This window comes from Chitinophaga sp. H8, from assembly GCF_040567655.1.
In the GTDB taxonomy this organism is placed as follows: domain Bacteria; phylum Bacteroidota; class Bacteroidia; order Chitinophagales; family Chitinophagaceae; genus Chitinophaga; species Chitinophaga defluvii.
This window is the reverse complement of sequence record NZ_JBEXAC010000001.1, coordinates 3356737-3373651: the sequence shown is the minus strand read 5'-3', so window position 1 is coordinate 3373651 and position 16915 is coordinate 3356737. Positions and strand designations below refer to the sequence as shown.

Annotated in this window: 10 protein-coding genes; 6 read left to right on the top strand and 4 right to left on the bottom strand. The window is 48.1% G+C overall.

Features of this window, described 5'->3' with window-relative positions:
- Positions 1–5: 5 nt before the first annotated feature.
- From ABR189_RS12800 to ABR189_RS12785, 4 genes are all read right to left on the bottom strand, one after another.
- Entirely contained in the window at positions 6–3485 is a 3480-nt protein-coding gene (locus ABR189_RS12800; protein ID WP_354660892.1) for a SusC/RagA family TonB-linked outer membrane protein, read from the bottom strand.
- Positions 3486–3578: 93 nt separating this feature from the next.
- Positions 3579–4535, bottom strand: coding sequence for a FecR family protein (locus ABR189_RS12795; RefSeq protein ID WP_354660891.1), 957 nt, complete (start codon positions 4533–4535; stop codon positions 3579–3581).
- Positions 4536–4643: 108 nt separating this feature from the next.
- The gene (locus ABR189_RS12790) at positions 4644–5216 is read right to left on the bottom strand and encodes an RNA polymerase sigma factor (protein ID WP_354660890.1); all 573 of its coding nucleotides are present in this window, start codon (positions 5214–5216) and stop codon (positions 4644–4646) included.
- Between the two features lie 94 nt (positions 5217–5310).
- Complete coding sequence (locus ABR189_RS12785; RefSeq protein ID WP_354660889.1) at positions 5311–5796, bottom strand: hypothetical protein; 486 nt, start codon at positions 5794–5796, stop codon at positions 5311–5313.
- Positions 5797–6243: 447 nt separating this feature from the next.
- Between ABR189_RS12785 and ABR189_RS12780 the strand changes: the two genes are divergently transcribed.
- The 6 genes from ABR189_RS12780 (at position 6244) to ABR189_RS12755 (ending at position 16899) form a co-directional block, all read left to right on the top strand.
- Positions 6244–6975 carry a GntR family transcriptional regulator gene (locus tag ABR189_RS12780; protein WP_354660888.1) on the top strand — a complete coding sequence of 244 codons (732 nt, stop codon included), beginning with the start codon at positions 6244–6246 and terminating at the stop codon, positions 6973–6975.
- Between the two features lie 76 nt (positions 6976–7051).
- On the top strand, positions 7052–7969 hold the full coding sequence (locus ABR189_RS12775) for an ROK family protein (protein ID WP_354660887.1): 918 nt from the start codon (positions 7052–7054) through the stop codon (positions 7967–7969).
- 15 nt (positions 7970–7984) lie between these two features.
- A complete protein-coding gene (locus tag ABR189_RS12770) occupies positions 7985–9751 on the top strand; it encodes a class I mannose-6-phosphate isomerase (protein ID WP_354660886.1) in 1767 nt (588 codons plus the stop codon).
- 50 nt (positions 9752–9801) lie between these two features.
- Entirely contained in the window at positions 9802–12141 is a 2340-nt protein-coding gene (locus ABR189_RS12765; RefSeq protein WP_354660885.1) for a GH92 family glycosyl hydrolase, read from the top strand.
- Between the two features lie 48 nt (positions 12142–12189).
- Positions 12190–15282, top strand: a complete 3093-nt coding sequence (locus tag ABR189_RS12760) for a SusC/RagA family TonB-linked outer membrane protein (protein ID WP_354660884.1) — start codon at positions 12190–12192, stop codon at positions 15280–15282.
- Between the two features lie 21 nt (positions 15283–15303).
- Positions 15304–16899, top strand: coding sequence for a RagB/SusD family nutrient uptake outer membrane protein (locus tag ABR189_RS12755; protein ID WP_354660883.1), 1596 nt, complete (start codon positions 15304–15306; stop codon positions 16897–16899).
- Positions 16900–16915 lie beyond the last annotated feature (16 nt).

The window sequence follows — 16915 nt, the reverse complement described above, 5'->3', positions numbered from 1 at the left end:
AAGCATTAAAAAGTACAGTTAATACCTATTGAATAGGTCTTGGAATTGGGATAGTTGCCCAGGTCTACACCACGGCGCGAAGGATCCTGTCCGAACCCGTTTACTTCCGGATCATAACCACTATACCTGGTAATGGTAAAGAGATTGTTCATACTGGTATAAACCCGTAAAGCTTTTATAATGCGGTTGTCAGTAATGTTAAATGTATAACCCAGGTTTACATTTTTCAGCCGCAGGTAAGAACCATCTTCTACAAACCTGTCTGAAAAACGTAATAACCGGAATGAATTAAGTACCGCTTTAGGATTGGTACCTGTAGCGCCTTCACCGGTCCACCTGTTATTATAGGCTTCCAGGGAGGTGTTGGAAAAACTGCCTTGGTTATCTGTAATGTATTTCAGGGTATTGATGATCTTTCCTCCCTGTACTCCCTGAAAGAAAATACTGAGATCAAATCCTTTGTAACTGAAGTTATTGGTAAAGCCGTAAAAGAAATCAGGGTTTACATCCCCGATGATCATGCGGTCATTGGCATCAATCACATGGTTGCCATCCTTATCGGTATAACGCACTTCGCCTACCTGCCTTTTGATCGCTTCAGCAGGTTGGCCTTCATAGAATTTGCTGTTAATAACTGCTGCTTCTGATTGGAAGATGCCATCTTCTTTAAAGCCATAGATGATACCGATAGGTTTGCCTACTATCTGGATAAATGGCTGATAGTTTACCGGCTCGGTACCTATCTGCTGTACCCATTGTTCAGTTACATCTCCGAGGTCCAGTATTTTATTTTTGTTGAAGCTGATGTTGGCAGCAGTGTTCCACCGGAAATTCCTGTTATCAATCACCCGGGCAGATACCGCTGCTTCATAACCTTCGTTGGCTACTTTACCTATATTGCGCAGCTGGGAATAGAAACCGGTACTGGTGGGTAAGGTCACGTTCTGTAGCAGGTCTTTGGTTTTTTTACTGTAATAATCCAGCACCACGGAGATCCGCTCATCCCAAAGACCTATATCCAGCCCGAGGTCTATCTGATGCGTAGTTTCCCAGCGCAGGTTATCATTGCCCAGGGTAGATACTACATAGCCATTGGTCAAGGTGCCGTTATAAGGATAATTGGAGGCGCTGATCTGGGAAAGGGAAGCATACGAGCCGATGCCCTGATTGCCTGACTGCCCGTAACTGAGCCTTAACTTAAGATTACTGAGCCACTTTGCCTCTTTTAACAATGCTTCTTCCGAAATACGCCATGCTACTGCGCCAGAAGCAAAACCAGCCCATTTGTTATTGACCGCAAATTTACTGGAACCGTCCCGGCGGTAAGTGGCGGTAAACAGATATTTATCGTTAAATACATAGTTGACCCTCCCGAAGTAAGAAAGCATTTTCCAGTCAGACTTGCCCGATATGGGTTTGTTGACAATAGTACCTGATTGCAAACTGTTATTGGTCAACGCATCGTTCATAAAGCCGGTTACGCCTATCTGTTTCCATTGATATACCCCTTGGCCGTAAGACAACCCTAATGTGGCATTGATACTATGTTTTCCTACCAGCTTATTGTAAGTAAAATAGTTTTCTGAGTTCAGGGTCTGGCCGTCATTATCTGCGGCATAGGCCCGGCCTTTGGCAGCATTCCCTTCATTGATAGTTTGTGGGAAATACTGATCTCTTTTACCATTGGATACATTCCAGCCCAGCACACTTCTCAGTTTTAATGCAGGGGTAAAAGCTATTTCTGCATAGGTGGAAGTGAGCAGTTGGGTGTTGGTAACCTGGTTTAATGCCTGTTTAGTATATTGGTAAGGGTTAGAGGTAAAGTATAGCTGGGTAAATTCCCCGCTTACGGTGTCCTGCATGGGAACAGTAGGTAAGAAGGTGAGGGCGGATTTAATAACGCCTCCTTCTGGTCCTACTACACTGGCGCCTGTGGTCACCAGGTTATTGGTAGTACGGGAATAAGTAATGTTGGTACCTACCTGCAACCAGTCTTTTACTTTCCTGTTCAGGTTTACCCGCATACTATAGCGTTTAAATCTGGAATTGTTGATAATACCTTTCTGATCAATCAGGTTGCCGCTCAACAGATAGGTGTTATTATCTGTACCACCGGAAAAACTGAGGGTGTAGTCCTGCAGCGGTGCTGCGCCATAAATTTCATCCTGCCAGTTGGTACCACCGCCTCTGAAATCAGCAGGTGCTGGCAGGTACCTTTTCTGTACATCGTCATAGCGGCCCGGATAGGGAAGCTGGTCATCTGCTTCATAAGTAGTGCCCAGGTATTTATCTGCATTACGGTAAGTTTCGTTCTGATACTCCGCAAATTGCTCTGCATTCAGTAATTTATATTTCTTGGATATCTGGGATACACTGGTTACCACCCGGAAATCTATCTTGTCTTTTCCTTTTAATCCCTTTTTGGTAGTGATCATCACCACCCCATTGGCACCACGGGAGCCATAGATGGCCGTGGCAGAGGCATCTTTCAATATTTCTATGGACTCAATTTCACCAGGATTTAAGAAAGAGAGCATGTTCACCTTCTGCTGTTCAAAAGTGGAACCAGACCCTGGTGTAACAGAGGCATTGTCCTCTGTCATCGGCACGCCATCAATAACATACAATGGTTCTGTGCCTCCCATGAAGGAATTGGTGCCACGGATCTGTACACTCATACCTGCGCCGGGAGCGCCATCTGTTTGTGTTACAAATACACCGGCTGCTTTACCCTGTATACCTTGTTCCAGGGTCACGGGATTCGATTTTACCAGATCATCTGCTTTGATGGAAACAACGGATCCGGTAAGGTCCTGCTTGCGTTGTGTACCATATCCCACTACTACTACCTGTTTAAGTTCGGATGCCAGGGATTCAAGTTGTACCGTATATTCATTGGTCTCAGAGAGTTTGATTTCAGCCCGCTTAAAACCAATGGCGGTAATGAGCATGGTGTATTTTCCTTCGGCGGGAACTTTAATAGTAAACGCGCCTTGCTCATTGGTGATGACCGCTGCATTGGTTTCCCTGATCCTGACAGTAGCGCCGGGGATAGGATCATTGCCCTCCATTACTTTCCCTTTGATAACTCTTTGAGCCGATGGCTGCGCTGTGCCGGCTGCATGGTTTGCATCGGGATAAATGATAATAGTATTGAACTTTTCTTCAAACGCGAGATTGGTGCTGGCTACCAGTTGCGTGAGGATTTTTTCAATGGTAGCCTTGTCCCAGTTGGCCCGCTTTACTTCATAACGTTGTACATAGTTCTCATCATAGGAGAATTTCATCCCGCTATGTTTTTCCAATGCGCTGATGGCGTGGATGAGGTTCCCTTCCGGAACAGCAAAGCTGGTCACCACCTTTTTAAGCAGTTGCCCGTTGGTGGCAAATACCGGGGTCACCATCAACCAGGAAATAAAAAGTGTAGTCAGAAAAAGTGGCCTTTTCGGATAAGGCCATAAATGGTGTAAACGTTTCAATTGCATGTTTAACAGATTAAAGTTTAGGCAATAGCAGTTCACTTGCAGGCTCACACGGGCCTGGCGTTTATGCGTGTTTTTATATTGAGGGGTGATGAATTAATATACTTCGTAAAGCCCCGCTTCCTTATTCCTGAAGTGAATCTTTCCAGGTTGGACACTGACTCTTTCTATCATTTGCAGCACCTGTTCCAGTGGCATCCCCTTTTTAAAGGCAATGCTCAGTTTCCCCTTTTCCAGGCTTCTCGATGTTATAAATTGTACAGAGTAGATCCCTTCCAGTTCTTTCAGCACATCCTGTATAGAAGCGCTGGTCATAACGATATTACCCTGGATCCAGTCTGCCACTTCTGCATTGGTCACACTATCCAGGTCAAAGGAATCGGTGGCTGCATGATATACCAGCCTGTCTGTAGCAGTCAGCTGGCTAAGATACCGGTGCCTGGTGGTGGCTACACTCACTTTACCGGTACCTACTGCTACCTGGTCTGGTAATTCTTTATAGGTACGTATTTTAAAAGTGGTACCCAGTACTTTGGTGATTAAATGATTGGATTGTACAACAAATGGACGGTGGGGATTTTCCCGGATATCAAAATAAGCTTCTCCGGTTACCAGAACCACCTTTCTGAGAGTATCCGAAAACGTTTCAGGGTATTCCAGGGTGGTATTGGCATTCAGCCAGATGACAGAACTATCGGGTAGTTGCAGGGACAACATCTGCCCTTGCCCGGTACTGGCCATCAGCATTTTGATTGGAGGAGGGGCCTGATGGATGAATTGCCGGAACAAATAAGTGATACCCAACAGCAGCAGTATAGCGGCAGTTGCTGCCCATTTCCAGCGCAGCCAGAATACACGGGGCTTGCTGCTTTGGGAGGAGATATGCTCCCATACCGACATTTTCATGGCATTAGCGTCGGCATCCGGTAATTGTTCGGTTATGGGATGTGCTGCTACCTGATCCAGCCAGGTATATAATAACAACGTGTTTTCTGTACTGAGCTTTCCCTGCTGGTATTGCTGCAACAGGCTATAGATCTCTTCTCTCTCCATTTTTTACAACTTGCTAATAGGTAGTCACATGTCGGAACACGAATAACCAGTGTGGTGGAAAATTTATTTTTTCTGGCAGCAACGGTGGCCTTTTTTAATTGGCCAGCCTCAGAACATCAGCGTAAGGAAATTATTCCTGAGCTTGGTTTTTAAGCGGTGGGAGGCTTCATTGAGCTGATTGCGTACGGTTTGCCCGGAGATGTTCAGGGTGGTAGCAATTTCTGCTATCTCCAGATTATCGAAGTGCTTTAGCTGGAATACATGCTTCATACGGGGAGGCAACTGGTTTACCTGCGCCAGCAATGTCTGGTATGCTTCTTTAAAGAGCATGGAATTGGCTACGGTATCATCTGCGGCGGCCTGCTTTAACGAAGAAAAGAGGTGGATATGTTTTTCCCGGATCTGCTCTTTACGTAAAGCATTGAGGATACGGTGCTTTAATACAAACAGAAGAAAGGCTTCCGTATTTTGAGGTACAGGTAATGTCTCGCGCTTTTCCCATATCTCCATAAAATATTCCTGCAGGATATCCTTGGCTATATCCTGATCCGTTACAACACTATAAGTATACCTGAGCAATGTATGCCAGTGCCTGTCGTAAATGGTTTCAAAGGCTTCTTTGCTGCCTTGCTGAAACGCCTTCCAGGTGTCGGCATCCATAATAATTTGAGTTGAAGCCATTAGTTAGTCTTTTGGCATATAATATGGCTACGGGCATTACTTTGATACCCTGGTAAAACGTGCTAATTTATATAAAGCAATTCAATAATTACAGTTAATTCTGGCGGCAGGCTTTTATGCGGGGCGGGCTTTTCCCCGGACAATGTATGGTAAAGACTACTTCTTCCGGAAAGTACCATACGAGCTGCCCGGATGAGGTTACCATGGCACGTACGGCTGGTAAAACGGTAGTGCTTGCACTAATGGCGGGGGCAGGTATGTAAACAGCTGCCAGCGCAGCAGCTAAACGCTCTTCCCCGATGCCGGCTTTGAGCAGTCGCAGCGCAGTGCTGGTCATTTTCCTGTACAGGGCTACCTGTTGCGCTGCTACCGGCATACTGCGATATAACCGGGAGGCAATACGGGAACATAATGCCAGCCTGTTGGCATACAGCATGGTCCTGGCAAAAGCAGGAGAAGTCTTTACCCGCTTGCTACTCAAACTGCTCTTCAGCCGCGCATAATACCGCCCGTTCATTTTGTAGAAGGTGAGGTTGGATCGGGTGCCGGTTATTAAAAGAGGGCCTGCTTGTCTTGCCATATTGCCTGCTTTTCCAGGTAATTTGATTAATCCCGGAGTACCTGCCAAATGAAAAGGCCATTTAGGCCAAATATGGACAATATGGTCAAATATGGACTCCTGGATACAACGATATATTTTAAAAGCTGATTTGAAGCGGCTGCCAGGTCACCTTTATTTTATCAGTGGGTAATGCCGGTGCTGAAGTATAGTTAAAGCATAGTAAAGGCATAGTAACGCTATAGTAAAAGCGTTCTATAAGTACAACGCTGCTGCAACCCGCGTGATCCGGTACAGCAAAAATTCTTCCTACAGCAGGGACTGGATTAATTCATGTTTACTGCTTATGCTCAGGTATTCAAGTGCCATTAATCATGGGATCTTTGTATAGCTGTCTGATCCCCGCACAAAAAAAAACAGAAAGAATTGTTTTATTTTAGAAACTTTAGTATGTTTGAACATTCATACATGAGTTTAAAGATAGATCATAAAAGTAAATTACCGCTCCACATACAAGTGGAAGAACTGCTGCGGAACCTGATCAGCCAGCCGGAATATCAGAATGGCTCCTTCCTGCCAAAGGAAGTGGAGCTGGCCAACCGGTTGGGCGTTTCCAGGAATACCATCCGGCAGGCCACCAATAAACTGGAGTACGAAGGGTTGCTGGCCAGGAAAAAAGGAGTAGGTACCAAAGTTGCACAACGGCAACTCTCCACCAGTTTGCAGGACTGGCAGAGCTTCACCAAGGAAATGTCCAAACGTGGTATCATTACTTCCAACCTTTTGCTGAAGCTGGAAAAGGTAAAAGCCGATGAAAAAATGGCCGGCTTCTTCAATATCCAGCTCAATACACCAATCTGCAAACTCAGCAAACTTAAAGGTGTGGATGGAGAACCAATCGTTTACTTCGAAAGTTACTTTCATCCTCGTATCACCCTTACTGAAAACGACGACCTGAACCGTCCATTGTATCAGCTGCTGTCCGAAAAATTCGACATCATTGTAGTACGCTCCAGCGAGCACATTAGTGCCCTGACTGCCGGCAATGTTGCAAAAAAGCTGCATACAGACCCTAAGTGCCCCGTGCTCTTCAGGGAAAGATTCGTTTATGATCCGGGCGACAGGCCGGTGGAATATAACATAGGGTATTATAGGTCCGACAAATTCACGTATTCCATTGAAATAAGATCAGAACGCTGAGCTTATTATTACATCCTTTTTTTGCTCCATGCAGGAAAAGGATATTTTTTTCTTAATTCTTAATATGTTCAAACATATGAACAATACTTATGTAATCGGTGCGGATATTGGTGGTTCCCATATAACGGCGGCCCTTGTGGACCTCACCACCGGGGCTGTGCTGGATGATTGCAAGTTCAAAGAACCAGTGAATGCCGCAGCGGGAGCAGCGGATATTCTTGACAGGTGGACGGTGGCCATCGGCCGTGTACTTTCTGCCGCCAATACAGACGTACCAGCCATCGGCATTGCCATGCCCGGGCCGTTTGATTATCCGGGTGGTATTTCGCTGATCAAAGGTGTGGCCAAATACGAATCACTATACGGCTTAAACATCAGGGAGGCACTTACCACCGCGCTCGGATTTTCAAAAGGTATTTACTTCGAGAATGATGCTTCCTGTTTTGCTCTTGGCGAAGCATGGGCGGGAGAGGGCGCCGGATGCAGCCGCATGGTAGCTGTTACACTGGGCACCGGCCTGGGAGGCACTTTCCTGCACAATAACGTGATTGTACACCAGGGGAAAGGCGTGCCGCCCGAAGGATATATCTATCATCTTCCGTACAAGGCCGGTATTGCGGAAGACTACATCTCTTCACGCTGGCTGCTGAACGAATATCACCATCGTACCGGCCACCGCCTGAACGAAGTGAAGAACATCGGAGAACTAGCCGAAAAGCAGGATGCAACAGCATTAGCACTGTTTGCAGAACTAGGCAACGCTGTAGGCGATGTTCTGGCACCGTGGCTACAGGATTTTGAAGCTGAACGAATGGTGATCGGGGGCAACATCCGCAAAGCACATCCTTATTTTCTGCCTGCACTACAGGAATGCCTGCTGAAAAAAAAGATACCAACAAGCATACATATTTCCAGCCGTGGTGAAAACTCGGCGCTTTCAGGAGCTGCATGGTTATGCAAATCCATACTCGGCACAAATAACAACACGAGATAGAAAATGAACACCATCATGAATTGGAGAAAAACAACACAACCCTTGCTGCCGGCAACAACGGCAGAAAGAGTCGTTCCACCGGCGGGGCATTACGACATGTACCCTTTTGCCAGGCTGGGACAAGGCAAGATCCAGAGCGGATATGCCAGTCTTGCTAACTGGATGATCGGTCGTAATGTTATTTTGATAGACGGATATATTGGTAACGACTGGGAGTATATTGGCAGCTCCCTGGCGCGGGAGCTGGCGGCTGCGGGAGTGGCCGTGAACCTGGTGTACACCGATGTATTGATGAAACCTGCTGAAGAGGTGGAAGCACTGGTTGCGCCTTTCCTCGGTGAAAAAGGAACAGTGTGGGGCAGAAAGGCAACTATCACCCTGAAAGAACTGTTTGATGATAACAAATTGCAAGGCATAAAACCGGCAACTGAAGGCATCACGCTGGTAATCGGTGTGGGAGCCGCTCTTACCGGGCTGCAGGCACCGGTAGTGTATATAGACCTTCCCAAGAATGAGCTGCAATACCGTATGCGCGCCCATTCAGCCAATAACCTCGGTGGAACCGAATGGAATGATAACCAGGAAACCTACAAACGATTTTATTTCGTTGACTGGGTGCTGCTCAATGCGCATAAACAGCAGATTTTGTCACGCATCGAAGTGATTGCGGACGGTCAGTGGAAAGAACAATTCACATGGGCCAGCTACACTACCATCAGTGAAGGACTGCAGTACCTTTCACAAAACGCTTTCCGCGTAAGGCCATGGTTTGAAGCTGGTGCATGGGGAGGCGACTGGATGAAGGAAAAAATTTCCGGTCTGAATAAAGAAGAGGTAAACTACGCATGGTCGTTCGAAATGATAGTGCCGGAAAATGGATTAGTGTTTGAAAGTGAGGGCAAATTATTGGAAATAGCGTTCGACTGGCTGATGATAACGCATTCAAAAGAAGTACTTGGGCACGATCAGCAGCGCTTCGGGATCGATTTCCCCATCCGGTTCGATTTCCTCGATACGTTCGATGGCGGCAATCTTTCTATTCAGTGCCACCCCAGCGTAAAATATATTCAGGAACAATTCGGTGAAACTATCACACAGGATGAAACCTACTACATGCTGGATTGCAAGAAAGGCGCAAAGGTGTACCTCGGCTTCCAGGAGAATATCGATCCTGCCGCTTTCCGCCAGGCGCTGGAAAAAAGTGTGGCTGATAACAAAGCCATCGATATCGAAGAATATGTGCAGGTATTTGAAGCCAATAAACACGACTTTTTCCTGATCCCCAACGGTACAGTACATAGTTCCGGCAAGGATAACCTGGTGCTGGAAATCAGTGCCACCCCTTACATTTTTACATTCAAAATGTACGACTGGGTACGGTTGGGCCTTAACGGTAAACCCAGACCTATCAATATTGATCATGCTTTCAATAACCTCGATTTCAGCCGGAAGGGCAACCGGGTACAGGAAGAATTGATCTCGAAACAGCAGGTGATCGCCAGCGGCGAAAACTGGCAGTTGGTACATGCTCCCACTCATGCGGAACATTTCTATGATGTGCATAGAATGGAATTTACAGACACCATGACGGTGGAAACAGCAGGCAAGTGCCATGTGCTCATGCTGGTAGAAGGTGATTCGGTGTTGGTGGAAACTGCCAATGGTTTCCGGCAGCGGTATAACTATGCCGAAACATTTGCAATACCTGCTGCTGCAGGGTCTTATAAGATGATCAACGAAGGCAATGCTACAGCTAAAGTGGTTAAAGCTTTTGTAAAATAACAGGTAAACTGTCCGGGACATTGTTCCCGGACAGTTATCACCACAAAAAAATGTTAGTTATGAGAAAGGAAAATTGGATGCTCTGGTTGTTGCTGTTTGTTTTTTCAGTATCCCATCTCCGTGCGCAGCAAAAGAATGATCCTGTCAGTTATGTAAATCCATTGATTGGTACAGCGCATTCCCGTTGGTTTCATTTTGCGCCCGGTGCTTCTCCATTCGGCATGGCCAAACCCGGCCCGTCTACCAACGGGCATTATGGAAATCCCAACGGCTGGGAGGCAGTGGGGTACGACTACAGGCATACTTCCATAGAAGGGTTCCCCAATTTTCACGAGTTCCAGGTAGGTGGTGTTTCACTGATGCCTACCAAAGGGCAATTGATTACAATACCCGGCAAGCTGGAGGATTCCCTGTCGGGCTACCGCTCTGCGTTTGATCGTGCACAGGAAGAAGCAACCGCAGGATATTATGCTGTATTGCTGAAGCGTTATGGCATCAGGGCTGAACTGACATCTACGCAGCGCGTGGCCTTTCAGCGGTTTACCTTCCCTGCCGGTACAGATGCTCATATACTTTTCGATATTGGCAATAAACAAGGCGAAAGCGGCGAAGTAAAAGATGCACATGTATACATAACACCTGATGGCCGCATTGAAGGCTACGTGATCACCCTGCCCGCTTATGTACAGAAGTACCAGCAGGGAGCAGAGGTGGCCATGTATTTTTCGGCAGTGACAGATAAAAAACCGGCGACTTTCGGCACCTTTCGCGGAGAAACACAAACGGCCGGCGCTGCTGATATCAGCGGAAAAGGAGCAGGACTGTACCTCACCTTCGCTACCAAAAACCAGGAAGCTGTTACGGTACGCATGGGGCTCTCTTATACTTCCATAGAAAATGCCCGCCTCAATATGCAGCGCGAAGCTGCTTCAATGAACTTCGACCAGGCCAGGCAGCAGGCACACGAAAAGTGGAGCGATTACCTCAGCCGTATCAGCGTGAGCGGTGGCTCAAAGTCCGACCGCACAAAATTCTATACAGGATTGTACCACGCAGTACTGGGGCGCGGTCTTGCCAGCGATGTGAACGGTGCCTATCCAAAAAATACCGGCGGCATCGGGCAAATTCCTCTCAACAAGCAGGGAACTCCAATACATCAGCATTACAATACAGATGCTGTATGGGGAGCCTTCTGGAACCTGACACCATTGTGGGCACTGGTATACCCTGAATATTATTCAGACTTCGTAAGCAGTCAGCTGCTGGTATACAACGATGCTGGATGGCTGGGGGATGGTATTGCCTCCAGCAAATATGTATCTGGTGTGGGAACCAACTTTGTAGGCCTCGTTATGGCTGGTGCATACAACTATGGTATCCGCGATTTTGATGTGGTAAAAGGGTACGCCGCGGCGCTGAAGAATGAGATCGGTTACGAAAACAGGCCGGAAGGTGCAGGGAAAGATGATGTGGAACGCTTCCGTAAATATGGTTATGTTGATCATATTGATCCCGCTCCCGGCGGGTGGAACTTCTCCGGCTCCCACACACTGGAATATTCATTCAGCGCTTACGCAGTAGCCCAATGGGCAAAAGCATTGGGCAAAACCAGCGATTATAATACCCTGATGAGACTCTCCAAAGGCTGGGAAAGAATTTTCGATACCGACATAAAATATATGCGACCCCGTTATGCCAACGGCCGCTTTGTCGATAACTTCAAACCAGAGGAGCCCTGGCGTGGATTCCAGGAAGGAAATGCCGGGCAGTACTCTTTTTATGTGCCACACAACCCCGAAGGGCTGATCGCTAAAATGGGCAAGGCGGAATTCAATAAAAGGCTTGACAGCATTTTTACTGCCGCGCAAAAAACGGTTTTCGGAGGTGGCACTACGATAGACGCATTCTCCGGTTTGTCCGCACCTTATAACCACGGTAATCAGCCCTGCCTGCAAATGCCATGGATGTTCAACTACTCCGGTAAACCATACCTCACACAGAAATGGGTGAGAGCCATCTGCAATGACTTCTACGGTACCGAAGGTATTCACGGTTACGGATATGGTCAGGATGAAGACCAGGGACAGCTGGGGGCCTGGTACGTAATGAGCGCCATCGGACTCTTTGACGTGCAGGGCGGGGCGGCCGCAAAGCCCGTTATGCAGATAGGCTCATCACTCTTTGACAAGGTAGAGATCAGGCTGAACAAAAAATATTACAAAGGCAATACGCTCGAGATTGTTACGCGTAATAACAGTGCTGCCAATATCTATCTCCATCACCCAACATTTAACGGGAAAAAACTTCCGCAGAACTCCATACTGTTCCGGCAACTGACAGCAGGAGGAAAGCTGGAGTACGAACTGTCTGACAAGCCTGCCGTTTTTTGACCCGGCGGGCTTCCAAAAAAAATTCCACATTGATTAAAATTCAAGCCTATGTTTAATTATTGGCACGTTATTGTAGAAAGGCACTTACTTAAAACCAGACACCCATTGCTGGTGTTGCTGGTGTTGCTGACGATGGCGCAGCACGCTTACTCACAGGAAGCTCGCACCATTACCGGTCGCGTTACGGACGAGCTTACCAAACAACCTATACCGGGTGTATCCGTTTCTCTCAAAGGTACCGGCACCGGCACGGCTACATCTGCCGAAGGCGTATTTTCCTTAAAAATTCCCACCGGCAACAACCAACTGCTGGTGTTTTCTTCGATTGGTTTTACTTCCCGCGAAGTGCCGGTTACAAATGCAGACCAACTGAATGTATCCCTGAAGCAGGCCAGCAGCACACTGTCTGATGTGGTGGTGGTAGGGTATGGCACCCAGAAGCGCACCAGCCTTACAGGTGCTGTGAGCGTGGTGAGCGCAAAAGACCTGGAAGGGAAACCTGTTACCAGCGCCGTACAGGCGTTGCAGGGAGCAGCTCCCAATCTTATTATCCAGCAGAACGCTACAGAACCAGGTGCTGCCATCAACATCAACGTGCGCGGCGTAAGTACGGTCAACAACTCCAGCCCGCTGATACTGGTAGATGGTGTGCCCGGCTCACTCGACCTGCTCAATCCTAATGATATTGAAAGCATCAGCGTACTGAAAGATGCGGCATCTTCCGCCATCTACGGCTCCCGCGCGGCCAATGGGGTGATACTCGTCACCACCAAAAAAGGGAAGCTCAACAAAGTACCCCGCATTACCTATAATGGGATGGTGGGGGCTCAGCAACCCACGTTCCTGATTAAACCGGTAAGCGGCGTGGAATATATGCAGCTCAAAAACGAGGCGCTGGTCAACTCCGGACAACCTGCACAGTTCTCTCCCGCGCAGATCCGCCGGCAAGGAGAACTGGGTTCGGAAAAATGGTGGATGGATGAAGTGATGCGCCCCGCTGCACTGCAACATAATCATAACCTGGGGGTCACCGGCGCCGTTGGTAAAGTATCCTACCTTTTGTCGGGCGGATATCTCGATCAGAACAGTCTTTATCGCGGACCAGACTATGGCTACCAGCGTTATAACGGCAGGGTCAACCTCAGTACACAGCTAGGCAAATTAAAGCTGGGAGGTAATTTTGCCTATGCCAAACAAAAAATCCGGGAACATGCCTATTATTCAGACTGGCTTATCTCCACGGCTATCCGCATTCCCCGTATCTATCCAATCAAAGATACGGCAGGTAGGTACTTCCTGCCACCCACCTCTTCCGTGAATCCGCTGGCGCAGTTGGAGCAGGGCGGCCGCAGACTGTACAATAACGACAGCTACAACTATATGGCCAATGCTGAATACGCTATCACCAAACATTTATCCGCCAAAGTGGTGTATGGTGCAGATATCCGTGTAAATAACATGGACGAGTTCCGCCGCTCTATAGACTACGCGCCTTATTCCGGTTCAGACAACCAGAGTGCCAGAACCGTAAACCATGCCCGCAGTATACAGGACAACTTCCAGGCATTGCTCAACTATGACCAGACATTCAATAAGGTACACGAAGTAAAAGGCTTGCTGGGATATGCTACGGAAGGATGGAAAAACGAGTATCGCCAAACCCGCAAGCTGAATGTAGACAACTTCACCGGCGATTCCACTGCCGGTACCCAAACCCTCACAGGATTTAATGATACCTACGATACCCGTACCGATCAGTGGGCGCTTAACTCCGTTTTCGGCAGGTTGAACTACGCCTTCAATAACAAGTACTATTTTGAATTCAACTTCCGCTATGATGCCTCCAGCCGCTTTGCCAAAGGCAACCGTGGTGCCTTCTTTCCATCTTTCTCCGCTGGCTGGCGTATTACGGATGAACCATTCATGGAAACAATAAAACAGAAGGTGGGCGACCTGAAGCTGCGCGGTTCATGGGGCCAGTTAGGCAACCAGCAGATCATTTCCAACTATGGTTACCTGAACGTATATACGACAGTGAGCAATATGTACGGTTTCAATAACCTGCCACAGGCAGGCTCCTCGTTTGCGGTTGGCAATCCGGTAATCACCTGGGAGTCTGCCAGCTCCGCCAATATCGGCTTCGACCTGTCTATGCTCGACAACAGGCTCACCATCAGCTACGACTATTTCAACAAGATCACAGACAATATTCTGCTGCAACTGCCCGCTCCGGGACTGTACGGTGCTACGCCGGCATTTCAGAACGCGGGTAAGGTGAAGAACCAGGGCTTTGAAGTCGCGGTTAACTACCGGGCCAAAACCGGCGCGTTCAACCACACCATTGGTGCCAACCTGGCCGATAACCTCAACGAGATCGTTGACTTCAAAGGCAGAACATTCATACAGGAGGGAGACGTGACCTACATCAACCGCGAAGGTTTCCCGATCAGCTCCTATTACGGTTACCAGGCAGACGGTTTTTATCAGAACCTCGATGATATCAAGAACAGCGCCAAACCCGCCTTTGGGAACGATGTGAAGCCGGGTGATATTAAATATGTAGACCGCAACGGTGATGGCATTATTGATAGCAACGACCGCTTTGTTATGGGCAACCCTTTCCCCCGTTTTACCTTCGGGCTGAACTACAGTGTTGCCTGGAAAGGCTTTGATGCCAGCATCTTCATCCAGGGGGTGGGAAAAAGGAACGTATACCTGCGGGGTGAAGGCGTAGAGGCTTTTCATAACAACTGGGATAATGTATACGAACAACACCTGGACCGGTGGACACCGAATAATCCAAACGCGTCTTATCCACGTCTCACTACCGGTACAGAATCCGCTATTAATAATGTCAACTCTACTTTCTGGCTCGAGAATGCTGCTTATGCAAGGCTGAAGAATGCCCAGATCGGTTATACGCTGCCTGCCAGCCTTACCAACAGAGCCAATATTCAGAAAGTGAGGGTGTACCTCACAGGCCAGAACCTGTTCACTATTACTGGTATGAAAAATGGCTTAGACCCGGAATTGACAGAGTTTAATAATACCCTCAACCTGAACCAGCTCGGTAGCGGCACCAGCGGCCGTATTTATCCGGTGCAGAAAGTATGGGCAGTAGGACTGGATATCAACTTTTAACCACGTTTAAATGATTGTATTATGAGGACAAGAAAGTATTGTTCAATAGTGATGGGGGTGCTGCTGCTGGCAGCGGTGGGATGTAAGAAGCTCGACCTCGGACCTTCTTACCAGGATACAGACCTCACCTTCTGGCAAAAACCGGAAGCTGCGATGCAGAGCCTTAATAACTGCTATGCGGGTATGTATGCAGATGATTATTATTTCTTCAACGAAAGTCTCAGTGATAATTCCTTCAACTCCAGTGCTGTAAACGGTGGCGGGGCACGTGCTATTGCAGCCGGTGTTTATGATGGGCGCACCAACCGCGTAGCTGGGGAGTGGGCTTTTCACTACGGCGGTATCCGCAACGTTAATAACCTGTTGGCTAATATTGATAAAGTGCCCGGACTCGATCCCGCCCTGAAGGCCCGCTATCAGGCAGAAGCCCGGTTCATCCGTGCCTTCCACTATTTCCACCTCGTTAACTGGTATGGCGATGTGCCGCTGATAAAAAACGAGATCTCTTATGATGAAAGTTTCCAGATAGCCCGTACGGCCAAGGCCGAAGTGCTGGCTTATGTACTCACAGAGCTTGACGAGCTGACCGCTGCGCTGCCGGTGAAAGCCGAATACACTGATGCGGACAAAGGCCGTATCGCTAAAGGCGCTGCTGCGGCCCTCAAGGCAAAAGTGCTGCTCTACAACAACAAATGGAGCGAAGCCGCAGCTGTGCTGGAAAAGATCATGAGCAATACGTATGGCGTTTACTCCCTGTTCCCTTCCTTTGCAGGTATTTTTCAGCCGGAGAATGAAAATAATAGTGAAGTAATGCTCAATATGGAGTTTGTGCCGGTTCACAGAACGCAGGCCATGCAGCGCTTCTTTATCCCCTTCACCGAAGGGGTGCTCATCAGCGGCATGGCACCTTCACAGTCGCTCGTGGATGATTTTATTATGATGAATGGGAAGCGCATAAACGAAACCGGTTCCGGGTACAACGAAAATGCGCCCTTCCAGAACCGTGACCCACGCCTGGAAGCAACTATTATACACGATGGGTCCTCCTTCGTTACAAAACGTGGGGAAACAATCACCATCCGCACGGCACCCGGCACGGGAGATAATGCGGTAGACAAGTCAGATGCTTCCCAGACGGGATACTACTTCCGTAAGTACTACGATCGCACCGCAGACGGCAACAACAACTCCGGCCTGAACCTTATCCTGATCCGTTATGCAGATGTGCTGCTAATGTATGCAGAAGCTAAAGTCATGATGAACCAGATGGATGAGGCTACCTGGAACAAAACCATTAAACTGCTCCGCCAGCGTGCAGGGTTTACAGACCCCGCTGCCCTCAACTTCGCCAGCTATGCTGGTGCAGCCATGACGGATCTGGTACGCCGCGAACGCAGAACCGAGCTGGCCCTGGAAAGCCAGCGGATCTTTGATATCCGCCGCTGGAAAATAGCTGAAACCGTAATGAACGGTACGCTATACGGTATGAAAGTGGGCAACAGCCATCTGGCGGTAGATCGCCGCGTATTCAATGTTGGGAAACATTACCTGTGGCCGGTACCGCAAGCAGATATTGACATGAACCAAAAACTCCTGCCGAATAACGCCGGCTGGTGATCATACCAGCGCAACC

Bases quoted from the DNA above. Each gene is read 5' to 3' on its own strand.
- ABR189_RS12800 (WP_354660892.1), bottom strand. From the start codon at position 3,485: ATGCAATTGAAACGTTTACACCATTTATGGCCTTATCCGAAAAGGCCA.
- ABR189_RS12795 (WP_354660891.1), bottom strand. From the start codon at position 4,535: ATGGAGAGAGAAGAGATCTATAGCCTGTTGCAGCAATACCAGCAGGGA.
- ABR189_RS12790 (WP_354660890.1), bottom strand. From the start codon at position 5,216: ATGGCTTCAACTCAAATTATTATGGATGCCGACACCTGGAAGGCGTTT.
- ABR189_RS12785 (WP_354660889.1), bottom strand. From the start codon at position 5,796: ATGGCAAGACAAGCAGGCCCTCTTTTAATAACCGGCACCCGATCCAAC.
- ABR189_RS12780 (WP_354660888.1), top strand. From the start codon at position 6,244: ATGAGTTTAAAGATAGATCATAAAAGTAAATTACCGCTCCACATACAA.
- ABR189_RS12775 (WP_354660887.1), top strand. From the start codon at position 7,052: ATGAACAATACTTATGTAATCGGTGCGGATATTGGTGGTTCCCATATA.
- ABR189_RS12770 (WP_354660886.1), top strand. From the start codon at position 7,985: ATGAATTGGAGAAAAACAACACAACCCTTGCTGCCGGCAACAACGGCA.
- ABR189_RS12765 (WP_354660885.1), top strand. From the start codon at position 9,802: ATGTTAGTTATGAGAAAGGAAAATTGGATGCTCTGGTTGTTGCTGTTT.
- ABR189_RS12760 (WP_354660884.1), top strand. From the start codon at position 12,190: ATGTTTAATTATTGGCACGTTATTGTAGAAAGGCACTTACTTAAAACC.
- ABR189_RS12755 (WP_354660883.1), top strand. From the start codon at position 15,304: ATGAGGACAAGAAAGTATTGTTCAATAGTGATGGGGGTGCTGCTGCTG.